The sequence below is a fragment of the Leifsonia shinshuensis genome, assembly GCF_013410375.1.
GTDB classification, from domain to species: domain Bacteria; phylum Actinomycetota; class Actinomycetes; order Actinomycetales; family Microbacteriaceae; genus Leifsonia; species Leifsonia shinshuensis.
On the sequence record NZ_JACCFL010000001.1, the window covers coordinates 4,238,600 to 4,259,284 of the forward strand.

At 68.0% G+C, this 20,685-nt stretch carries 20 protein-coding genes; 3 read left to right on the forward strand and 17 right to left on the reverse strand.

The genetic code is table 11. The annotated features are described in order from the left end of the window. Positions 1–16: 16 nt before the first annotated feature. The gene (locus HNR13_RS20400; RefSeq protein ID WP_246312825.1) at positions 17–1,357 is read right to left on the reverse strand and encodes an MFS transporter; all 1,341 of its coding nucleotides are present in this window, start codon (positions 1,355–1,357) and stop codon (positions 17–19) included. 129 nt (positions 1,358–1,486) lie between these two features. On the opposite strand from HNR13_RS20400, the gene HNR13_RS22105 reads away from it, so the two are divergent. Beyond that, positions 1,487–2,494 (forward strand): LacI family DNA-binding transcriptional regulator, encoded by a 1,008-nt coding sequence (locus HNR13_RS22105; protein WP_343063643.1) that lies wholly within the window; start codon positions 1,487–1,489, stop codon positions 2,492–2,494. Between the two features lie 74 nt (positions 2,495–2,568). Here HNR13_RS22105 and HNR13_RS20410 read toward each other — a convergent pair whose 3' ends face one another. From HNR13_RS20410 to HNR13_RS20455, 10 genes are all read right to left on the reverse strand, one after another. Beyond that, positions 2,569–3,909 (reverse strand): NosD domain-containing protein, encoded by a 1,341-nt coding sequence (locus HNR13_RS20410; RefSeq protein ID WP_179608722.1) that lies wholly within the window; start codon positions 3,907–3,909, stop codon positions 2,569–2,571. Between the two features lie 44 nt (positions 3,910–3,953). Next, positions 3,954–4,136: a twin-arginine translocase TatA/TatE family subunit gene (gene tatA, locus HNR13_RS20415; protein WP_179608723.1), complete on the reverse strand. Its 183-nt coding sequence runs from the start codon at positions 4,134–4,136 to the stop codon at positions 3,954–3,956. Positions 4,137–4,195: 59 nt separating this feature from the next. After that, a complete protein-coding gene (locus tag HNR13_RS20420) occupies positions 4,196–5,398 on the reverse strand; it encodes a NosD domain-containing protein (RefSeq protein WP_179608725.1) in 1,203 nt (400 codons plus the stop codon). A gap of 33 nt (positions 5,399–5,431) precedes the next feature. Then, positions 5,432–5,605 (reverse strand): twin-arginine translocation signal domain-containing protein, encoded by a 174-nt coding sequence (locus HNR13_RS20425; protein WP_179608727.1) that lies wholly within the window; start codon positions 5,603–5,605, stop codon positions 5,432–5,434. 107 nt (positions 5,606–5,712) lie between these two features. Next, a complete protein-coding gene (locus HNR13_RS20430; RefSeq protein WP_343063644.1) occupies positions 5,713–6,630 on the reverse strand; it encodes a carbohydrate kinase family protein in 918 nt (305 codons plus the stop codon). Further along, on the reverse strand, positions 6,627–7,607 hold the full coding sequence (locus HNR13_RS20435; protein WP_179608729.1) for a glycoside hydrolase family protein: 981 nt from the start codon (positions 7,605–7,607) through the stop codon (positions 6,627–6,629). The genes HNR13_RS20430 and HNR13_RS20435 overlap by 4 nt, the downstream gene beginning before the upstream one ends. Positions 7,608–7,618: 11 nt before the next feature. Then, positions 7,619–8,659, reverse strand: coding sequence for a LacI family DNA-binding transcriptional regulator (locus tag HNR13_RS20440; protein WP_425484999.1), 1,041 nt, complete (start codon positions 8,657–8,659; stop codon positions 7,619–7,621). A gap of 49 nt (positions 8,660–8,708) precedes the next feature. Then, complete coding sequence (locus HNR13_RS20445) at positions 8,709–9,548, reverse strand: carbohydrate ABC transporter permease (protein WP_179608733.1); 840 nt, start codon at positions 9,546–9,548, stop codon at positions 8,709–8,711. After that, the gene (locus HNR13_RS20450) at positions 9,545–10,399 is read right to left on the reverse strand and encodes a carbohydrate ABC transporter permease (protein WP_246313257.1); all 855 of its coding nucleotides are present in this window, start codon (positions 10,397–10,399) and stop codon (positions 9,545–9,547) included. Before HNR13_RS20450 ends, HNR13_RS20445 begins: the two co-directional genes overlap by 4 nt. A 118-nt stretch (positions 10,400–10,517) precedes the next feature. Next, a complete protein-coding gene (locus HNR13_RS20455; protein ID WP_179608736.1) occupies positions 10,518–11,795 on the reverse strand; it encodes an extracellular solute-binding protein in 1,278 nt (425 codons plus the stop codon). A 103-nt stretch (positions 11,796–11,898) separates the two neighbouring features. Between HNR13_RS20455 and HNR13_RS20460 the strand changes: the two genes are divergently transcribed. Continuing rightward, on the forward strand, positions 11,899–12,063 hold the full coding sequence (locus HNR13_RS20460; RefSeq protein ID WP_179608738.1) for a hypothetical protein: 165 nt from the start codon (positions 11,899–11,901) through the stop codon (positions 12,061–12,063). A 244-nt stretch (positions 12,064–12,307) separates the two neighbouring features. Here HNR13_RS20460 and HNR13_RS20465 read toward each other — a convergent pair whose 3' ends face one another. From HNR13_RS20465 to HNR13_RS20475, 3 genes are read right to left on the reverse strand one after another with little or no spacing between them, the layout of a single operon-like run. Then, positions 12,308–13,315: an alpha/beta hydrolase gene (locus HNR13_RS20465; protein ID WP_179608740.1), complete on the reverse strand. Its 1,008-nt coding sequence runs from the start codon at positions 13,313–13,315 to the stop codon at positions 12,308–12,310. 32 nt (positions 13,316–13,347) lie between these two features. Beyond that, the gene (locus HNR13_RS20470) at positions 13,348–14,634 is read right to left on the reverse strand and encodes an MFS transporter (RefSeq protein WP_179608742.1); all 1,287 of its coding nucleotides are present in this window, start codon (positions 14,632–14,634) and stop codon (positions 13,348–13,350) included. After that, positions 14,631–17,315, reverse strand: coding sequence for a family 78 glycoside hydrolase catalytic domain (locus HNR13_RS20475; protein WP_179608744.1), 2,685 nt, complete (start codon positions 17,313–17,315; stop codon positions 14,631–14,633). Before HNR13_RS20475 ends, HNR13_RS20470 begins: the two co-directional genes overlap by 4 nt. A 115-nt stretch (positions 17,316–17,430) precedes the next feature. On the opposite strand from HNR13_RS20475, the gene HNR13_RS20480 reads away from it, so the two are divergent. Continuing rightward, entirely contained in the window at positions 17,431–18,102 is a 672-nt protein-coding gene (locus tag HNR13_RS20480; RefSeq protein WP_179608746.1) for a TetR/AcrR family transcriptional regulator, read from the forward strand. A gap of 29 nt (positions 18,103–18,131) precedes the next feature. On the opposite strand, the gene HNR13_RS20485 is transcribed toward HNR13_RS20480, so the two are convergent. Genes HNR13_RS20485 through HNR13_RS20495 form a run of 3 tightly spaced genes read right to left on the reverse strand, consistent with a single transcriptional unit; the run spans position 18,132 to position 20,680 of the window. Continuing rightward, complete coding sequence (locus HNR13_RS20485) at positions 18,132–18,995, reverse strand: fumarylacetoacetate hydrolase family protein (protein WP_179608748.1); 864 nt, start codon at positions 18,993–18,995, stop codon at positions 18,132–18,134. Beyond that, positions 18,992–19,861, reverse strand: a complete 870-nt coding sequence (locus HNR13_RS20490) for a fumarylacetoacetate hydrolase family protein (RefSeq protein ID WP_179608750.1) — start codon at positions 19,859–19,861, stop codon at positions 18,992–18,994. The genes HNR13_RS20485 and HNR13_RS20490 overlap by 4 nt, the downstream gene beginning before the upstream one ends. 36 nt (positions 19,862–19,897) lie before the next feature. Next, on the reverse strand, positions 19,898–20,680 hold the full coding sequence (locus tag HNR13_RS20495; protein WP_179608752.1) for an SDR family NAD(P)-dependent oxidoreductase: 783 nt from the start codon (positions 20,678–20,680) through the stop codon (positions 19,898–19,900). Positions 20,681–20,685: the final 5 nt, after the last annotated feature.

Below are 20,685 nucleotides of genomic sequence, written 5' to 3' on the forward strand. Positions count from 1 at the left end.
ACGAGCCTTACGGGGTTCAGCGGACGGAGCGGATGCGGAGGATGACGAGCCCGCCGAGGAGGACCAGTGCCGCGGCGACGAGGAAGAGCAGTGTGTAGTTCTTCTGCCCACCGCCGACCCCGATCAGGAGGATCGCGGAGGCGGCCAGCGGTGCGACGGCTTGCGGGATGGAGGTGGCGAAGCCGGTGATGCCCATGAAGCGGCCCGCGTCGGTGTCCTTCTCCGGCAGGACGTCGAGCAGCAGCGCCTGGTCGACGGCGGCGAAGAGACCGATGCCGAGCGACACCACGAGGGAGCCCGCGATCAGGAAGGGCAGCGAGGCCGAGAGGGCCATCGTCGTCATGCCCGCGGCCATCACCGCACCGCCGAGCACGAGGAAGACGCGGCGCCGGCGGAGGCGGTCGGAGAGGAAGCCGCCACCGAGCGCGCCGGCCGTCGTGGCGAGCACGCCGATGCCGCCGAGGGCGGCGATGACGCCGGCCACCTTGTCGACGGTGACCCCCATGCGCTCCGCGAAGAAGAAGGCGGTGAAGGTCGTGTTCAGGGTGAGCCCGAAGTAGAAGAGGAAGCGGCCGAGCCAGTTCCAGGAGAAGTCCGGGAACTGCGCCGGGTTGTAGACGTACTTCCGCAGGAGTCGCCCGACGGTCAGGTGGTCTTTCGGCAGCCCGCGGCTGTCGTCTTCGTGCACGAGCGTCACGAACAGTGTCACCAGGACCACGCCCACCGCGCCGGGGACGAGGAAGAGCAGCAAAGCATTGGCCGTGAAGAACTGGGCGATGACGACGCCGAATACGGGAGCGATCTGCGTCGCGAAGCCGGTCAGACCGCCCACCTTGCCGCGCTGGGACTCCGGGAGGCGGTCCGCAGTGGAGATCTGGAGGTTGCTGAGCACGGTGCCCCATCCCCACTGCGCCAGGACCCAGCCGACCCCGAGCAGCACGACGGACGGTGCGACCGCCATCCAGACCAGCGAGATGACGCCGACGACCATGCCGCCGATCATGAACGGGCGGCGGCGGCCGATCCGGGTCCGCGTGCGGTCGCTCCACACGCCCATGAACGGGGCGCTCAGCATGACGAAGAGGGCACCGGCGCCGGTGATGTAACCGAGGTACTCGGCGTGACCCGGCGCGAGAGCCTGAACGCGGATCGCGAGCGAGATCGCGATCGGGGTGATGAAGGCCATGAAGACGCCGAACTGCGCCAGGACCATGAACCAGATGTACGTGGCGCCGACCTTCGGAAGCTCCGGCGGGGTCTGCGCCTCTTCGGCGATCACCTCGGGATTGACGGTCGGGGCGGGGAGCGGTGCCGGCATCGCTGCGACGACCGGTTCGTCGCTGGTGGGGTTCGACATGTCAGGTGACTCCATCGTCAGGGGCTCTGTTCGGGGAAGGGCACTAGCACGAGCTAGTGAAGTCACTATAGACGCGAATAGCTAGCACGTGCAAGTGCGAGATAGAGTCGAGTTGGCGAAGGAGAGTCTGTGACGAATTCGGAAACCCTCAAGCGCGTGACCGCGGCCGATGTCGCGCGCGCGCTGGGCATCTCCCGCGCCACAGTCGGCTTCGTCCTGAACAACACCCCCGGTCAGACGATCTCCCCCGCGACCCGGGAGCGCGTGCTGGCGGAGGCGAAGCGCCTCGGGTACCGGCCGCACACGGCCGCACGCGCACTCCGGAGCGGTCAGAGCCGCATCGTGCTGCTGATCCTCCCGGACTGGCCGATGGACTACAGCATGCGCACCCACCTGGATGAGGCATCGCTGGTTCTCGATCGGGCCGGGTACTCGCTGGTCACGATGACGCCGCACCCCGGCGGCCAGGCTCAGCCGCTCTGGGAGACGCTCCGTCCCGACGTCGTGCTCGGGATGGCGCCCCTCCCCCGCAAGACGGTCTCGGAGATCCGCGCCAGTGGCGTGCAGCACGTGATCGCGGCCGTTCTCGAGGACCAGTCGGAGGCCGCCGACGACGGTCTCCGCTATGTCGAAGGACCGCGCCTCCAGGTGGAGCACCTCCTCGAGCGGGGCCGTACCACGCTCGCATTCGCCGGTTCGGCCGATCCGCGCATCGCGGACCTTGTGCGCACCCGCCGCGCCCTCGCGGGTCGAACGCTCGTGGAACGGACCGGCGAGGGTTTCGCCGCCGACGCGGACATCGATCCGACCAATGCGGCCCGGACGGTCGAGGCCTGGCTCGCGCAGGGAGTCGACGCTGTAGTCGCCTACAACGACGACATCGCAGCACTCGTCGCCGGCGCCGTTCTCCGCTCCGGCCACACCGTGCCGGGCGATGTCGCAGTGATCGGCCACGACGACAGTCCCCTGGCATCGCTGTTCGTCCCCAGCCTCACGAGCGTGCGCGTCGACACGGCGGGCCTCGGCCGCTATGTCGCAGAACTGGCACTGAGCGCCGTCACCGATGCGCCCGAGCCCGAGGCCGGGCCTGAGACCGAGGCGCAGCTCGTCGTCCGGGAGTCGACCGGCGCACAGTAGTCACGCGAGGTCGCGCGGTGCCCACCGCCGCGCCGGCCGCCCCCAGGTCTGACGCAGGAGCGACGGGGTCGGCACTACGAACCGATGCCCGGCGTCGCCCGGAAGGCATTCACCGTGCGGTCGAGATCGACCTGGGCGTCGGTTCCGGAATCGAGGATCGTGTTCCCGCTGGAGCTCGGCTCCACGAGGACCGTGACGATGTCGAGGGGCGCTGTCGCAGCCGTTGCGAGCAGAGCGTCCACCTGCGCGTCGAACGCCGAGTCTCCTGACGTGGACCGGACATCCAGGGCGACCGTGTGGTTGTTCGCGACGTAGTTTCCGACCCCTTCGGCGAGGCGGATGATGATCGGGGTGGCGCCGCCGGGACGCAGCTTGCGCGAGTCGACGACTTCCGAGAAGTGGTTCCCGATCACCGAGTTGTTGGCGCCCTCGATGAGCAGCAGTCCGAAGAGGTCGTCGCGTCCGTTGTCCACGTCGATGAACGGAGCCCAGGGTTCGCGGTCGCGAAGCAGATGGTTGGCGGCGACGAGGTTCTCGGAAGCGTTCTGCTCCAGGATCAGCATGCCCGGGTAGAACGAGTGCAGACGATTGTTCGTCACACTCGACCTCGTCACGCTCCTGAGGTGCACGCTGCTGGCGCCGCGCGGGAACACGTTGTTCGCCGTGATGAGGAGGCCGCCGTGGTTCTCCGCGAAGATCGAATAGCCGCGGGGCCCGGCGCCGATCAGGTTGTCCGTCACCTTCGAGGCTTGTCCCCAGCCACGCAACTCGATGCAGTTGCCGCTCTCGGCGATGAAGTTGTCGTGAATCGAGAGCGCATCGGCGTTGTAGATGGTGACTGCGTGCTCGAGGTAGACGAAACCCATTCCGTTGAACCGGAAGGAGTCGTTCGCGCTCGCGACGTAGATGCCCGTCTTGCCGTTGACGTAGGTGTTCTCGGGGTGGAGGTCCGACCCGTCGGCCCGGAAGTGGAGCCCGTCGATGCAGAAGTTCGAGAACTCCACCGAGCTGATCCGTGGGCTGCCTGTTCTCTTCACGAGGAAGGCGGCACCGGCGGACTCGTCATGGCCGGCATCCGCCGCGATCTCGACCAGGATGCGGCTGCCGCCGGGCCAGAGCTCGTGGAGATCCGGCCACTGCTCCTCGGGGACGTTGAACCGGATGCTCGAGGACGTGAAGCCGTGTCCCGAGCCCTCGATACGGAGGAAGCTGACGTCGATCAGCACCTGCGTGCGAAGGCGGTAGTCCCCCGGCGGGATGTAGATCACCGCCCCGGGCTTGCCGCCGTCCGGATCGACGGAGCCGTTCTGCCGCTGTCTCACGTCAGCGATGATGCTGTTGATCACCTCGCCGATGTCGTCCTTCGCGTCGCCGAAGGGCCAGGTGGTCACGTCGTATCTCGTGGTGCTTGGCATCTGTCTTTCCCATGGTGTGCTGCGTGATCCGAGGCGGTGCCGAGTCACGTGTCGGACTGATTCGGCTTTCGGCTCGGCTCGTCGTGGAGGTCTCTGGCTTCGCTGCGGAGGATGCGGGCCGACTGGCCGAGCGCTCGTGCGAGCGCCGGCAGCTTCGCGGCTCCGAAGAGGAGGAGCACGACAGCGAGAACGATAAGAAGGTGCCAACCGGTCAGGTTCGCGAACATGGACGGCCTTTCGTCTGTTCGGAGCGGGTGCGAGGGGGTCCCCCTCGCACCCGCCCAACTTACGGCGTCGGGCGGAACCCGTAGCTGGTGGAGTTCGCCAGCAGCTGCTGCTGGGTCCCGCTGTCGAAGACGTGCGAGTTGGTCGTACCCGCGTCGAGGACGACCGTGTGGACGGCGAGGTTGGAGATGACGTGATTCGCGCCGATCAGGTTCTGGTCGCCGTTCTTGATCCGGAAGATCGCGGCGGTGCCGCCGGCCGGCTTCACCTGGTCGGGCGGGATGATCAGCGTGACGTGGTTGGAGGTGATGGTGTTGCCGTCGCCGTTGACCTGCACGACCCCGAAGTCGTCGTCCAGTCCGTTTCCGATACCGATGAACGGGCCGTACGTCTCGACCTGTCGCTCGAAGACGTTCGAGCTGATCAGGTTCTCCTTGCAGTTGCCCTCCAGCGTGATGCTTCCGGGATAGAACGACTGGAGGCGGTTGGCGGAGATGTTCGACCGGAACGAGTTCTTGATGTGCACCGAGTCGATTCCGCGCGGGAAGATGTTGTTCCCGGTGATGAGGAGTCCGTTGCTGTTCTCGGCGAAGATCGAGAAGCCGACCGGGCCGGCGCCCAGGTGATTGCCTTCGATCTTGGTCGCCTGGCTCCCACCGAGGATGAAGATGCAGGTCCCGCACTCGGCGATGAAGTTGCCGGATACGTCGAGAGCGTCCGGGCCCTGGATCACCAGAGCCTGCTCGAGATACACCATCCCCATCCCGCGGATCCGCGCCGAATCGTTGTCGGTGCCGAAGCGGATGCCGACCTTTCCGTTGCGGTACGAGTTCTGGTTGCTGCCGAAGGACACACCGTCGAGACAGAAGTTCTCGAAGGCGACAGCGCTGAGCCGTGGGTTGCCGTTGCGGGCCACGAGGAACGCTTCGGAGGCGCCATCGGTGTTCTCCACCTTGATGTGACTACCGCCCGGGTTCAGTTCGTGCCAACCGGTGGTGTCGGAGTTGTAGCGGATGGAGAGCGACGTGAACCCGTGGCCGGAGCCTCGGATGGTGAGGAAGCTCACGTCGACGACGACGCGGGTCTTCAAGGAGTAGGTCCCCGGCGGGATGTAGATCACCGCGCCGGGCTTGTCGGCCGGGTCGGTCTGGCGCATTTTGATGTCGGCGATGATGCTGTTGATCACCGCACCGATGTCGTACCGCGGGTCGATCGGTTTCCCGGGGGTCTTCCAATCGGTGACGTCATAGACGTTGGATTCCATCTGTGTTCCTCTCGTTCGTTCGCAACTTCGCTGTTACAGGAGGCCGACAGGGACTCGGCGTCGGGGCGCAGGCCGCTGGGCCTGCTGGGGCGGCGTGGTTTCGGCGACCGCCGGTTCGGCGCCCAGGTAGCTGAGCGCGGCGAGTACCGCGGCTGTCGCCGCGGTCTGGAGGACGGCGCGGCGGGAGGGCCGCATCTTCTCCGTCATGGGGTTGCCCCTTTCTGCCCAATCGTTTTGGCACGATGTGGGCGGCTCAGAGTAGCGATTCGTGTCGGCGAATGGAAGGGAGAGTTCGACGGGCGCGGCTCGCCGATTCAGCCGGCCGGGGCTGCGGCCGCGGTGAGCTCGCTCAGAACGGGAAGGTCGGCGCCCGGACGGGACACCGTGATCGCCGCGGCGCGTGCCGCCTTCGCGCCCACTTCCTGCAGCCGGTCCGGCTGGACCGACAGCCCGTCCCAGCCCCCGCCTTCGAAGATGAGCGCCCGGATCAGGGCGGCCATGAACGAGTCGCCCGCCCCGACGGTGTCGGCCACGACGGTCGTGACCGGCGGGATCGCGACCCGGCCGTCGCCGCTCGCCAGCAGAGCGCCCTTGCTTCCTCGCGTGATCCCGGCGACCGCAACTCCGCCGTCGATGAGCAGGTCGAGGACATAGTCGAGGGATCTGCCGGGGAACAGGAACTCCGCGTCTTCGTCGCTCAGTTTCGTCAGGTGGCTCGAGAGGGCCAGCGCTTCGAACAGTGTGCGCGACCTCTCAGCATCCGGAACGAGTGACGGACGCACGTTCGGATCGAACGTGATGAGTGCGCCGGCCGCGCGGCCGCGCCTGATGATGTCCCTGGTGAGGTCCGAACCCGGGTCGAGGAACGCACCGAGCGAGCCGGTGTGGATGGCTCTCGGCGCCCCGAGGTCGTCGAGATTTCGGGGATCCCAGGTCAGCGAGAACTCGTAGGAGGCCGAGCCATCCTCGGCGAGCGTGGCGACCGCTCGGGAGGTCGGCGCCGCCGTGACCGATTGCGGTGTCAATTCCACCCCCGATCCGCCGAGGTACGCCCGGATCAGGTCGCCGTCGGGGTCGTCGCCGATCGTCGTGTGGAGTCGGGTGACGACATCGAGCCGGGAGAGCCCGAGGGCGACGTTCGCGGGCGATCCGCCCGGGTGACGGCGTATCCGATTCGGTTCGACGACTTCGTCGATGAGGGCCTCGCCGACGACGAGCGCGCCCGCGTTCACGATGAGACTCGAACGTCGCGGCTTTCGAGCTGGCTTTCCGACCCGACCGACAAGCGACCGTCCACCCAGGCGACCGGCTGGGGGTCCGTGATCTCGCCGATCCACCCGCCGTTCTCGTCGTCGTTCCTGAACGCCAGGAACTTCCAGCGGCCCGCTCGGTCCTGGATCAGGCGACCGACGTAGAGCCGCTCGTCGGTGATCCGGTAGGCCTGGGCCGTGTCGAACGGTCCTGCGAGCGTCTCGGCGGGGAACGCCCACACACCTCCGACCGGATCCTCGGCGAGACGCGAGGAGGCGAGCTCGGACGCGAGGCACGAGAACAGGCCGACCGGCCTCCCATCGACGGCCACCGTCTGCACGACTTCGATGTGCCCGAAGCCGGCGCCGGGCTCGGAGAGCGGAGGCTGGACCGTCCACGTCGTCAGGTCGGGCGACGTCGCGTGACCGATGACACCGCGGTCGTCCGCGTCGCCGTGGTTCGCGCGGGCGGTGATCAGCATGTGCCAGCTGTCGTGGTCGCGGAACACCCACGGGTCGCGCCAGGCCTGGTCGGGCCACTCTCTCGTCTCCGCGGTCTCGTACCAGCGCGGATCGGGTTCGAGCACCTGCCGGCCGGGTTCGCGCCGCCACGTGAAGAGGTCGTCGGACACGACGGAGCTGATGCGCTGGTTGATGCCGTCCTCGGACCGGCTGACCGCCGTGTAGAACATCCGCCACGATCCGTCGTCGTCGCGCACGACGGACCCGGTCCAGGTCGCAAGGTCGTCGAAGGCCGGCGAATCGTCGGGGATGACGGCGTCGGCGTGCTCGGTCCAGGTCGTCAGGTCGGTGGAGGTGGCGTGCCCGACGGTGGCGCGCCAGTGGCGGCGGTCGGGGTCGAGCAGCGCGCGCGAAGCCTTGAGGAAGAACAGGTGGTACCTGTCACCGTCGTCGGCGAGCCAGAAGTCCCATACCCAGGACGAGGCGAGTCGAAGCATGTGTGTACCTTTCAGTGGGCTGTCGGTCTGGCGACCGAGCCTCGGACGACGAGCGGGCAGTCGAGCAGTGTGGGCTTGTCGGCGAGCAGTTTGTACTCCCCCTCGCCGTGCAGGAGACGGACCAGCGTCTCCACTGCCCAGACGCCCATCTCGTAGTGGGGAAGGGCGACGGTCGTCAGCCCGGGGAACAGGTTCGCCGCGATGAGCTCCTGGTTGTCGAAGCCGACGATGGAGAGATCGTCCGGGATGCTGAGGCCGAGCTCCGTCGCGGCCCGGTACGCGCCCATCGCCATCCGGTCGTTGTAGCAGAAGAGGGCGGTCGGCCGATCCCTCCGGCCGAGCATTTCGCGCGCCAGCTCGTAGCCCGGCAGCGTCTCGGACGGTGCGGTGGAGACGAGGGTCGCGTCGAACGAGATGCCGTGCGCGTCCAGCACCTGGCGGTAGCCCTCGAACCGGCCGTGCGTCGCGGGGACGTCGTCGTCGTTGTTGAGGAAGCCGATCCGGGTGTGGCCCGATTCGACGAGATGAGTCACGGCTGCGATCGCACCACCGACCTCGTCCGGGACGACCGCCGGGACGATGCCGGCCCGATCGGTCGAGTCGATGAGGACGGCGGGCAGCGCCTGCAGGTTCGGCGGGAGGGACACCTGGCGGTGGTACATGGTGGCGTAGAGGACGGCGTCCACCTGACGGTCCAGCAGCGCCTGGACATCATCCCTGTGGGAGTGGCCGCTGGATTCGCGCTCGGTGTTGATGATGACCAGGGTGAGGTCGTGCTCCCGGGCGGCGTCCTGGGCCCCCAGGATGATCCGTCCGGCGTGCGGGGTGGTCGCGATCTCCTCGCTGAGCAGCCCGATGAGCCCGGACCGATTGGTTCGCAGCGCCTGCGCGGCGCGGTTCGGGCCATAGCCCAGCGTCTTCGCCGCGTGGCGGACTCGTGCCCGCGTCTCTTCGGCCACTCTCGTGTGCGGCGTGTCGTTCAACACGTGCGACACCGTCGTGACGGATACGCCCGCCAGCTCGGCGACGTCCCGGATACCAGCGCTTTTCACTGCCACAGCTCTTCCTCCCGGCGGATTCTGGTTATTCATACCGCGTGCCTCAGCCCTTGACCGCGCCGAGCGTCAGACCTGCCACGATGTGTCGCTGCAGGACGATCGCCAGGATGATCACCGGGACCGAGTAGAGCACGGCGAGCGAGGTCATATTGCCCCAGTCGAGACCGAACTGGCTCTGGAAGTTCGCGATCTGCAGCGGAGTCGTCACCGCGCGCACCGACGTGAGCAGCAGGGCGAAGATGAAGTCGTTCCACGAGGCGAGGAAGGCGAAGATCGCGGTCACCGCGACTCCACCCCGCGCCACCGGGAGGACGACCCGCCACAGCGAGCCCAGCCGGGAGCAGCCATCCACCCGGGCGGATTCGTCCAGCTCGTCGGGGACGGCCTCGAAGAAGCTGGCCATCAGCCAGATCGAGAGCGGCAGCGAGATCGTCGTCTGGGCGATCGCGAGGGCCAGGGACGTGTCCGACAGCCCGAGGCTGTGGAACATCGTGATCAGCGGCGCACCGACGATGATCGCCGGGACCATCCGCATGATCAGCGCGAGCAGGATGAAGATGCGCCCAGGGCGGGTGCGGTACCGGGTCACCGCGTAGGCCGCCGGCACTCCCAGCACCAGCGAGAGCACCGTGCTCAGTGCGGCCGTCTGGAGGCTGTTCACGAACGACTCCGGCACACCTTGGGTGCTCAGGACGTTCAGGTAGTTCTGGATCGTCCACGTCGAGGGCAGGATCTGCGGCGGGATGGCGTTCGTCTCGATCGGCGTCTTGAACGAGGTGAAGAGCATGTACACGAAGGGGAACGCGTACAGGACCACGAGGACGCTCAGCGAGATCCAGAGGACGGCGCGGGTTCCTCCGCGGCGGGTTTCGAGGCCGTTCATCGCTCTTCGCTCCCTGGACGCCAGATGGTGAGGACGGCGATGATGGCGATCACCATCATCGCGATCAGGTAGACGGTTCCCATGGCGCTGGCGAGGCCCGGGTTCCCGTTCGCGATCTGGGTGTTGTACACCAGCAGCGACAGCACGTTGGTGGAGTTCTGCGGGCCGCCGTTGGTCTGGACCACGATCGTGTCGAAGGCCCGGGCGGCATCCACACCTCGGACGATCAGCGCGACCGCGATGATGGGCCGCAGCTGCGGGACGATGATGCGGAACAGCAGGGTCGGGTACCTGGCTCCGTCGAGACGTGCCGCCTCGATGATGTCCCCCGGCACGTTCTGCAGACCGGCGAAGAGGACCAGCGTGATGAACGAGGTCGTCAGCCAGATGTCGGGCAGGGCGACGGAGAACAGTGCGATGCTCGGGTCGCTGAGCCACTGGATCTGGTTCGGCGAGGAGATGATGTGCGCCTCGTAGAGGAGCTGGTTGACGATCCCGGAGTTGTCGATCAGGAGGAACCGCCACAGCAGTCCGGCGACGATGGGGGCGATCATCAGCGGGTAGAGGAAGATCGTGCGGAAGATCCGGGACCGGTTGCCCAGCCCGCTGAAGAGCAGTGCGACGGTCAGCCCGAGCACGAACTCCAGCGTGACGACGATCACGGTGTAGGCGATGGTCCGGATGGCCGAGTTGCCGAATTCGGACGAGGTGAACGCCGTCACGTAGTTGCCGAAACCGACGAAGGTGTGGGCGCTTCCGGCGATCGGGTTGTACCGGTAGAAGCCGTTGACGACGAACTGGATCAGCGGCCACGCCACGAAGACGGCGAGGAAGGCGGCGGCGGGCAGCATCAGCAGCAGCGCGAACCTGGCGTCGGTGAGGCGGAACCGGGACCGGCGTCGCGGTTGGGTGCGGGGGCCGTGAACGGCCGGCCGGGCGGCCGGCCGTTCACGTGTTGCGGTGGTCATGTTATTGCTGGACAATCTGGTCGATCTGGTCGGCTGCGGACTTGAGCAGAGCCGCATTGTCGGCCCCGGGCTGGAGCGACTTCTGGATCATCGGCACGAGCACGTTGTTGACGATGTTCTGCCAGTTCGCGTTGGCCGGCCGTGTGACGGTGCCCGGCGCGGAGAGGGTCGTGACCATCGGGCCGTAGGACTCGTAGCCGGGCTTGTCGGCGTACTGCTTGAGCGCGGAGATCCGGGCGACCAGACCGAGGGAGGTCTGCGCGCTCAGCGCGTTGTGATCGTAGGCGTACTTCACGAACGCGGTCGAGGCGGCCTGGTGCACAGCCTGCTTCGGGATGCTCAGGTAGAACGGGCCGGGCACGCCGGCGATCCCTCCGGGGCCGGCGATCATCGGAGCGACGCCGGTCTTGCCGTACACGGGAGAGCTGTTCGGGATCTGCCGGTAGGCGTGCGCCCAGAAGAGCATCATCGCGGCTTTGCCCTGGTTGTACAGGTTCTGAGCGGCGTTCCAGTCGACAGCCGCGGCGCCCGAGGGGCCGTACTTGGCGAGGCTGGTGTAGTAGTCGAGCGCCTTCAGGCTGGCAGCGTCGCCGAGCGTCGACTTCGTCCCGGCGGCGTTGAGCACCATGTTCTTCTCGCCGGCCTGGGACAGCGTCGCGAGGTACTGCGTCTCGACAGCGCCCGGGAGCGGAGCCCCGTACATGCCGTCCTTGGTGAAGAACGCGGCGACGTCGGAGTACTGCTGCCAGGTGGTCGGCGGCTTCAGGTCGTAACCGTACTTCGCCTTGAACGCCGACTGGTTGGCCGGGTCGTTGAAGAGATCGGTGCGGTAGTAGAGGATCTCCGAGTTGGCGAACGCCGGCATGCCGACGTAGTTGTTCCCGACCTTCGCCTCCTGCACCACGGCGGGGAAGTTGTCCGCCTTGACCTCCGACGTGTACATGCTGTTGAGCGGCTGGAGCCCGGCAGCGAACGCCGGCAGCCAGATCGCATCGAGAGCGGCGACGTCGAACGAGATGCTCCCCGTCGACAGCTCGCTGTTCACGCGGTTGTAGAGACCGTTGTAGGGCAGCTCGACGAAGGTGACCTTCGTGCCGGTGTCCTTGGTGTACTGGTCGGCGATCGGCTGGAGCTCGGCGTGACCGCCGGCCTCGACGAGGACGGTGATGGACTTGGCAGAGGAGGACGAGGAGGTTCCTCCGGACACGCCGCATCCGGCGAGCGCCAGCGCGACGGCGACCCCCACCGCGGTCGCTGCTGCGATTTTCTTGCGAAGCATCGTTACTCCGGATTGTGATGAGCAGCTCTCGCTGCGTGTGATTGGGACCATCTTACGTGGCCAAGACGTTTTGGCAAAACGTCTTGGCATGAAGGTACGACGGTTGGCCGAATATCTGCAACCGCCAAAACGCGCCAAAATGCCAAAACTTGCCAAAGCCGAGAAGTATCGCTGCGGCCTGATCGGCGCGGTGTGGCCGCGACATCGCAAGGGTGCGGCGGGCGACAACGAGGCCGGCGAGAACCTGGGATCGGAAGAGTGCAGCTGATCAGCACTGCTACTGCGTCGGCGGAGACGGAGGGATTTGGACCCTCACGGCGCTCCTTAACCCATCTCAGGATGCCCGGAAAACCGCGGAATTCCGCGTCTCTCCAATGACCAAGCACCATCTCGGCTGACCACAGTTGTGGGGTTTTTGTGGGGGCTCGCGAATGCGATTTCTGGCGACGCTTGCGCGACGCGTCACAACCCTTCGGAAAGGGATATCAGCGCAGGTAAACGCTGCATTTCGCTCAGCTGATCGCAGCCCTCTCGGCCTGCTCGAGGACTCGTGAAAGCCACGCCCTGCGAGATGCGCGGGCCGACTTCGAAACCGCCGCGTCCGGGGCGATGCCGTCGAAGCCATGACATGCTCCAGCCCAGACGTGCAGGTCGACCAAGTTGCCGGCTTCGCTCAGTTGGGCAGCGTAGGCCATCGCTTCGTCGCGGAATGCATCCGCCCCACCGACGTCGACATAGGTGAACGGGAGGTGAGCGAGGTCGGTCGCACGCGCCGGCGATGCATAAGGCGACACATCGTCATGATCACCCTCGCCGAGAAGGGCGGACCATCCGAACATGTTCGATTCGCGGTCCCACATCCCCGCATCGCGGAGCAGGCGGATGGATCGGCTCGCGCTGCGATGGTCGAGCATCGGTGCTATCAGCAGCTGTCCGGCAAGAACGTGCCGCTGCTCGTCTCGAGCGAGAAGCGTCGTCGCTGCGGCCAGGCCGCCTCCCGCGCTTTCTCCCGCGATGATCACCGGAGCGCTCGCGTGTGCGAGCTCGCTCGCACGTTCTGCCGTCCACAGCAACCCGGTGTAGCAGTCGGTCACGGGCGCCGGGTGGGGATGCTCCGGCGCAAGCCGGTAGTCCACGGAGACGACAGCGAGCCCGAGCGCCTCCGCGTAGTCGAGCATTTCGTCGACGCCGTCGACGTAACTGCCGAGGACCATTCCGCCACCGTGGATATAGAAGACGAGCCCTCGTATCCGACCCGCGGAGGGTCGGCAGATCAGCAGAGGCACGTCCGGCTGGCCTTCGGCGCCGGCAGCGACGACTTCTTCGACGGCGAACCGGCCTTCTCGACTGAAATGCTGCCTAGCCGGTGCCGGGATTCGTGGAAGTATCTCTCGCACGATAGGCAGAGTGTCCGCACTGAGAGAGGGCATCCCGCCCGGAACTGCGGCGCGCAGAGCGGCAAGCGGGCCGGTGAGTTCCGGGTCGAGGGCCGGCTTCGGGCCGATGAGTTGGTCATTCATAGCGGATCTCCACGTGGCGATTCGGCAGGGGGCTACTTCACGCCACGGATGGGGATGATGGCAGCGGCGCCCAGCAGTGCCGCGATAGCCCCGGCGAGGAAAAGGGCGCCGAAATTCTGCGGCAGAGCCGCTGAGGCTCCGAGGGAGAGGAGCGCCGGGGCGAGAGCCGGTACCAGCGACGATGGGAGGGCGCTCGCGAGATTCATGATGCCGAGGTCTTTCGCCGGGTTGGCCGGGTCGGGGAGCACCTGCGTGACCAGGGCGAAATCGACTGCGAAGTAGACACCCTGGCCTGCACCGATCACCGCGATCGCGACGAGGAACATCGGGAAGGAAGGCGCGAACGCGACCAATGCGAGGCCGACGCCGAAGATCAGTGCCGCGACGATGACGAACGGCTTGCGCCGGCCGACGCGATCGGACAGCTTGCCCATCAGCGGGGCGAAGACCAACGAGACACCGGTACCGACCAGCGAAGCGACGAAGAGGGAGGTGCCGACGGTCGCGGGGTTCACGTGCTGCACGATGATCAGGTAGAAAGCCTGGTAGGCGTTCACAGCGGCGACGCCGAAGAAGATCAGCAGGCGGCTCCACCAGGCCCAGGCGAAGGCGGGGCTCTTCGCGGGGTTCACCCAGAACGTGGCGAGGAACGCGCGGAATGCGAAGGCCGGACGGTCCTCGCGTGCGAGGGGGCGGTCCGCCACGAAGAACGCGAGCGCGAGCGTGAACACCACGGCGACGGCGGCCGGAACCAGGATCATCGCAGCCAGGTTCGGCTGCACGGTCTGGGCGAGAAAGATTCCGAGCAGGGCGCCGATCGGGGCGCCGAGGCCGACGATGGCGGACGGCGTGCCGCGCCGAGAGGGCTCCACCTGGTCGGGGACGATCGCACTGCAGGCGACCAGTGAGCAGACGGCGCCGACCGTGGTGACGACGTAGGCGAGGGTGAGCACCGCGGTGCTGGAGGCCGCGACAGCCAGCACGGCCCCGACCGCGAGGAGCACGGCGCCGCCGACGAGGAACGGACGCCGGCGGCCGAAGCGCGATATGGTGCGATCGCTCAACCGCCCGATGAGCGGATAGCCGACCAGGGCGACGATGCTTCCCACGCCGACGACGATCGAGAGCACGGTCGTGGCGTTCGTCGGGTCGATCGCAACCGCTTTCAGCGACAGCGTCAGCACGGCAGACGCGAGCAGCGCGCCATTGACGGTGGCGACGGCGGCGCCCAGGAAGAAGAGGAACCCGCGGCGCGGCCCTGGGCGGGCTGCCGCCGCGGTCGGCGCCGTCGAGGCGGCCAGGTCGGGTGATGCGGTCATGCTGCGACTCCTTCGTCGGGATTCGGGATGGGGTTCTCTGCGAGTTCGAGCTCGTGGGTGGTGGTTCCCGCGGTGAGCGGGAGTCGGCGGCCGGCGACGATGAGCTCGGCCTCCACACCGTGCGGGACATCTGTCGTGATGGCGGCGCGGTCGCCGCTGCGCGCCCACCGCACGCCGAGCCGACCGTACGGGGTGGTCACGTGCGCTTCCACCTGGTCGACACCCGCCTCGAGGTCGGGCTCGATCACCGCGGAGCGGTAGCCCGGCGCGGTCGCGCGCAGACCGGCGACGCGGCGGTACAGCCAGTCGTCGACACAGCCGAACGCGTAGTGGTTGAGGGAGGTCTGGCGCGTTGTGCCATCGGGCGCAACGGCGTCCCAGTTCTCCCAGATCGTCGTGGCGCCGTGGTCGACCTCGTAGAGCCAGGAGGGCTGGGCCGGTTGCCAGAGCACGCGGCGCGCGAGCTCCGGGTAACCGTGGTCCCACAGCACGTCGAGGAGGTACGGCACCGAGAGGAAGCCGGTGTCGAGGCGGTCGCCGCGATCGGTGACGAGAGCCGCGAGCCGGGCTGCGGCCGCCGGGATGCGATCCTCCGGCACCATCCCGAAGGCGAGCGCGAGCGTGTAGACGCCCTGCAGCTCTACCGGGAGGCCGCCGTCGGCAGCGACGTGGGCCTCGGCGAACTCGGCGCGCACCTGGGCCGAGCGCCCGGCCAGCTCGGCGGCCTCGCCTGGGCGCCCGAGCACGTCCGCGATCTCGGAGGCGATCGTCAGCGTCCGCGCCCGGAACATCGGCGCGATCAGCGCGCCCGTCAACGCGGGGGCGACGCCGATCGCCTCGTGGAACGGCTTGCCCTCCAGCGTGCTCGGGGCGAGCCAGTCGCCGAAGTGGGCACCCTCGGCATAGGCCGGAGTGGCCTGATGGTCGATCCAGCGCAGGACCGCCGGGAACGACTCCTCGAGCACGCGCACGTCGCCGTACCGCTGGTACAGCGTCCACGGGACGATCGCGATCGCGTCGCCCCAGCCCGCCGCCGCGACGATCCCCCCGATGCCCTGGCCGGAGGCGGCGGCCTCCTCGTCGAACGGCGAGCGCGGCGACACGATCGGCACCCGGCCGTCGGCCAGCTGGTCGGCGCGCAGGTTCTGCAACCAGCGGCTCAGGAACGGCGCGACCATCGCGTTGTTCGTCGCGGCGGGCGCGAACACCTGGATGTCGCCGGTCCAGCCGGCGCGCTCGCGCTGCGGGCAGTCGGTCGGGATGCTGAGGAAGTTGCCGCGCTGACTCCAGACGACGTTCTCGTGCAGCCGGTTCAGCCGGGCGTCCGACGTCGTGAACGACCCGGTCGGCTCCAGGTCGCTGGCCAGCACGACAGCGACGACGTCCGCGAGCGCCGGAGCCTGCGGGAGGCCGGTCAGCCGCGCGTAGCGGAAGCCGTGGAACGTGAACGACGGCTCCCAGGTGTCCTCCTCGGGTCCGGCAGCGACGTAGACGTCGGTCTGCTCGGTGTTGATGCCGACGATGTTGACGAACCACGAGCCGTCGGCGGCGAGCGCCTCCGTGTGCTCGACCACGACCTCGTCGCCGGCATCCAGACCCCGCAGGGTGAGCCGGACCCGGCCCGCTATCACCTGCCCGAAGTCGACGATCCAGCCGCCGTCAGCGCCGGGCACGGCCGTGACGGAGACCGCAGGGAGTTCCTGAACCCGGCGGACCGGTTCGCCGGCGAACGGCACGAGCGCGGCGCTGACGCCATCAGTCACGTCGACGGGCGTCCACTCGGAGTCGTCGAAGTCGACGGAGGTCCAGCCCGGCTGGAGGAGGCGACGGTCGTAGCGCTCGCCCACGAACAGGTCGGCGTACACCCACGGCCCGGTGGCACTCACGACGTCACCGCCCGAGGCGATGACCGTGCGGGCGCCATCGGCGTGGTCGAGGTGCAGCTGCCAGAGCGCAGAGGTCGTGTCGCCCCACTGGGCACTCGACCCGGTGATGCCGATGCGCCCAGCCCACCATCCGTCGGCGACGGCGACCGCGAGCACGTTCTCGCCCGGTCGCACGAGCTGGGTCACGTCGTACGCCTGCACCGAGATGCGATGCGTGTAGCTGTCAAAGCCCGGCGAGAGCACCTCGTCGCCGACGACGGTGCCGTTGAGGTGCGGCAGGTAGACGCCGCGGGCGGTGGCGTGGAGGCGGGCCCGCACGATGTCGTCGCCGACGACGAACCGCTGGCGCAGCAGTTGCACGGGCCGCAGCCGTTCTGCCGGGCCTCCTTCAGGCTGCACACCGCGGATCCAGTCGAGGAGCGTCCAACGCTCGAGCGCGGTCGGCTGCTGCGCGGGCTCGACCCAGCGGGCTTTCCACGTGGCAGGGTCGAGCACGGCGGTCTCGAAGTGCGACTCCGCCCGCACCTCGGTGCCATCGGCACCCAGGCTGCGGACGCTCCACGTGTACACGGCATCGGAGGCCAGCGCCTCTCCCGCGTACGCGACCTGCGTGGTCTCGGCCGAGTCGATGATCCCGGTGTCCCAGACGACCTGCCCGCCGGCCTCGGCGACCACGAGCCGGTAGGCGCGCTGTTCGTGTTCGGCGACCCATGAGAACCGAGGACGTGCCGTCGCCACTCCGGCGGGTTCTCGAAGGTACTCCACCCGGAGGTCCCGGCATCGTCGCTCCGTCACTGCTGCTCCTTCGCTGCTGCGTCCTCCGCATCGGCCGCGGGGTGCTGCGAGTCTAGGTGACGAAAACCTTATGTGCAAGGTTTTCATCCCGGACCCGTTCGGCTAGCGTGATCGCATGGCCAGTGAACCGTCGGCAGCGACCGCGCCCCCGCAGAAGGCGACGCGGCGCGGCAGCTACGCCGTCGGCCGCGCCCGACGCGAGCAGATCCTCGACATCGCCACCGAGCGCTTCGCGCAGTCCGGCTACTCCGCGACTTCCCTCGCCCGCATCGCCCAGGACGTCGGCCTCACCACGCCTGGTCTGATGCACCACTTCCCGTCGAAGCAGCACCTCCTGTTGGCGGTCGCCGAACGCCGTTTCGATCTGGCCGGGCAGCTCGCATTCAACGCGCCAGCCGACACCGACGGCCTCGGGCCCCTGCGACTGATGCTGCGCCTGGCGGCGATGTTCCAGTCGCAGCCCGGCCTGATGGAACTGTTCGTTCTGCTCTCGGCGGAGGCTGCCGACCCCGACTCGCCCGCCCACGAGCTGTACGCGGCCCGCTACGAGCGGGTCATCGGCGAGCTTGAGTCGCTCTTCCACACCTCGGTGGAGGCCGGCCACCTGCGCCGGGACGTCGACTACCGCGCCGTCGCGCGCGAGTGCATCGCCCTCGCCGACGGCCTCCAGCTGCAGTGGGTGCTCTCTCGCGGGGGCATCGACCTCGTCGCGCTCACGAAGAGCAACCTCGAACGCCTAGCGCCGACCATCCTGGTCTCGGGCGCCCACGTCGACCTCACTGTGTGACCGCCGTCAGCGCGGGAATGCGCCCTCGCTCAGGCGTCGCGCCGTTCGGTGAATCGTGTCGTGATGGCGCCGATGCCTTCGATCGTGCTGACGAGGGTCTCCCCCGCGCGCAGGAAGCGCTTGGGTGTTCGGGCATTGCCGATTCCCGACGGCGTGCCCGTGAAGATGAGGTCACCCTGAAGCAGCGTCACGACCTCCGACAGGCGAGCGATCAGCTCCGGAATGTCGTAGATCATCCGCGAGGTGCGCGAGTTCTGCAGCACCTCGCCGTCGAGGGCGCACGAGATCGCGAGGTCTGCCGGATCGTCGAACTCGTCAGGAGTCACCAGCCACGGCCCGGTCGGCGAGAATCCCGGGTACGACTTGGCCAGCGAGAACTGCGGGCGGGTGCCCTCCAGCTGGGCCACGCGCTCAGAGAGGTCCTGGCCGACCGTGAGCCCTGCCACGTGCGTCCAGGCCTCCGCTCGCGGAATGCGGTGGCCGCCGACTCCGATCGCGATGACGAGCTCGACCTCCCAGTCCACGTTCCCCTCGGGAAGCTCCACGGTCGCATCGGGTCCGGTCAGGCTGGACGGGAACTTCGTGAAGGTCACCGGCAGGCTGTCCGGCGGGTACCCGGCCTCGTCGGCGTGCTCGCGGTAGTTGACCCCGATGGCGAAGATCTGGGGAGGCCGTGGCACCGGAGGGCCGAGGCGCTCCGGAACGGCGGGGTCGCCGCCCGCGCCGGCAGCACCGCCGCCGAGCGACGACGCCCACGCCCGGAAGGCCTCCCAGTCGGCGAAGGCCGTCATCGGGTCGGGGCCGAACCGCCCTTCCGACGCGGCCTCGGCGTCGAGGGCCGAACCGTCTCGTCCGAAGACGGTCAGGCGCCCGTCAAGATTTCCGAACCTCACCAGTCGACCTTGGCCGGAGCGGGCTCGCCGTGCGCGTCCTGCCAGCTGACGACCGGGTTGCGCAGCGTCCCAACACCCTCGATCTCGGCCTCCACCACATCGCCCGGCTGCAGGTAGAAGTCGAACGGGTTCTCCTGGATGGCCGCGACACCGGAGATGGTGCCGGTGGTGATGATGTCGCCCGCGCTGAAGATCTGCGGCGAGTGGTAGGCGACCAGGTGCGGCAGGGTGACCAGCATCTGGTCGGTGTTGCCGCGCTGGCGCACCTCCCCGTTGACGCGCAACTCCATCGCAAGCTTCTGCGGGTCGTCGATCTCATCTTTGGTGACGATCCACGGCCCGATCGGGCAGAAGGTGTCGATCCCCTTGCTGAAGGAGAAGACGCCCGACTTCATCTCACGGCGCTGGATGTCGCGTGCGGTGATGTCGTTGAATACGGTGAAGCCGGCGATGTGGTCCCAGGCCTCCTCGGGGCTGAAGAACTTACCCGGCTTGCCGAGGATGACAGCTAGCTCGAGCTCGTAGTCCAGCTCGGACGTGAGGTGCTCCGGGTAGACGATCGGGTCGTCCGGGCCGATGATCGCGTCCACGTTCTGGAAGAACACGATGCCTTTGTGCACCGGGTGCGACCAGTTGACCTTCTGCAGCTCCTGGTGGTGGGCGGCGAAGTTGCCTGCGGTGTGAAAGAACTTCTTCGGGACGATCGGAGCGCGCAGGCGCACATCGGCCAGGGGGACGACCTCGCCGGTCTCGCCGACCCGGCCCTCGGCCTCGAAGAACGCCTTGGTGGAGGGGATGTCGAGCTCGATGACGTCGTCGCCGTCGATGCGGCCGACCCGTCCCTCGTCGAACGTGATGAGCTTCATTGCGTCGTGTTCCTTATCTGTAGTGGGACGGCCGGGTCAGGCGCCGACCATGTTGAAGCCGCCGTCGGCGAGCATGTACGCGCCGGTGATGTGGGACGCGTCGTCGCTGGCGAGGAAGAGCGCGGTGCCGGCGACGACCTCCGGAGCCGGGATGGTGCCGAGCGGGGTCTGGGAGATGAGCTTCTCGCGGCGGCCGGCCTGCCAGTCGGACCGGGCGAGGGTCGCCTCGGTCTCCATGAACCCGGGCGCGAAGATGTTCACGCGCACGGCGGGGGCGAGCGCGGCCGCGTAGGACTTGGTGATGCCGAGGAGGGCGTACTTTCCGGCCGCGTACACCGGCGCCCGGGAGCTTCCGCGGACGATGACGGTGGAGCCGATGTTCACGATGGCGCCGTGGCCCTGCTCGACCATCCGGCCTCCGAACTCGTGGACCATCGTGAGCGTGCCCTTCACATCCACGTCGACCACCCGGTCCAGCGTCGCGGGCGTCAGGTCGCGCCACGACATCAGGTCGGTGGCGACGTCGCCGACGTTGTTCACGAGCACGTCGAGCGTGTCGACGGTGTCGAAGACCTCGTCGCGCAGACGCTTGACCTCCTCCCAGTCGGAGATGTCGGCCTGGACGACGAACGCCTCCCCGCCGAGAGCCTCGATGCGCTCGGCGGTCTTGCGCGCTCCCGCCTCGGACCGGTTGAAGTGCACGCCGACCCGGGCACCCTCCTGGGCGGCGCGGACGGCGATCTCGGCGCCGAAGCCGGTGCCGGCTCCCGTCACCAGGACCGTCTGCCCGGCGAAGCGGGGGAAGATCTGTGCGTTCATGCGAT

Coding starts and splice junctions, on each gene's coding strand:
- HNR13_RS20400 (WP_246312825.1), bottom strand. CDS start 1,357: ATGTCGAACCCCACCAGCGACGAACCGGTCGTCGCAGCGATGCCGGCA.
- HNR13_RS20410 (WP_179608722.1), bottom strand. CDS start 3,909: ATGCCAAGCACCACGAGATACGACGTGACCACCTGGCCCTTCGGCGAC.
- tatA (WP_179608723.1), bottom strand. CDS start 4,136: ATGTTCGCGAACCTGACCGGTTGGCACCTTCTTATCGTTCTCGCTGTC.
- HNR13_RS20420 (WP_179608725.1), bottom strand. CDS start 5,398: ATGGAATCCAACGTCTATGACGTCACCGATTGGAAGACCCCCGGGAAA.
- HNR13_RS20425 (WP_179608727.1), bottom strand. CDS start 5,605: ATGACGGAGAAGATGCGGCCCTCCCGCCGCGCCGTCCTCCAGACCGCG.
- HNR13_RS20435 (WP_179608729.1), bottom strand. CDS start 7,607: ATGCTTCGACTCGCCTCGTCCTGGGTATGGGACTTCTGGCTCGCCGAC.
- HNR13_RS20445 (WP_179608733.1), bottom strand. CDS start 9,548: ATGAACGGCCTCGAAACCCGCCGCGGAGGAACCCGCGCCGTCCTCTGG.
- HNR13_RS20450 (WP_246313257.1), bottom strand. CDS start 10,399: ATGCTGCCCGCCGCCGCCTTCCTCGCCGTCTTCGTGGCGTGGCCGCTG.
- HNR13_RS20455 (WP_179608736.1), bottom strand. CDS start 11,795: ATGCTTCGCAAGAAAATCGCAGCAGCGACCGCGGTGGGGGTCGCCGTC.
- HNR13_RS20465 (WP_179608740.1), bottom strand. CDS start 13,315: ATGAATGACCAACTCATCGGCCCGAAGCCGGCCCTCGACCCGGAACTC.
- HNR13_RS20470 (WP_179608742.1), bottom strand. CDS start 14,634: ATGACCGCATCACCCGACCTGGCCGCCTCGACGGCGCCGACCGCGGCG.
- HNR13_RS20480 (WP_179608746.1), top strand. CDS start 17,431: ATGGCCAGTGAACCGTCGGCAGCGACCGCGCCCCCGCAGAAGGCGACG.
- HNR13_RS20490 (WP_179608750.1), bottom strand. CDS start 19,861: ATGAAGCTCATCACGTTCGACGAGGGACGGGTCGGCCGCATCGACGGC.
- HNR13_RS20495 (WP_179608752.1), bottom strand. CDS start 20,680: ATGAACGCACAGATCTTCCCCCGCTTCGCCGGGCAGACGGTCCTGGTG.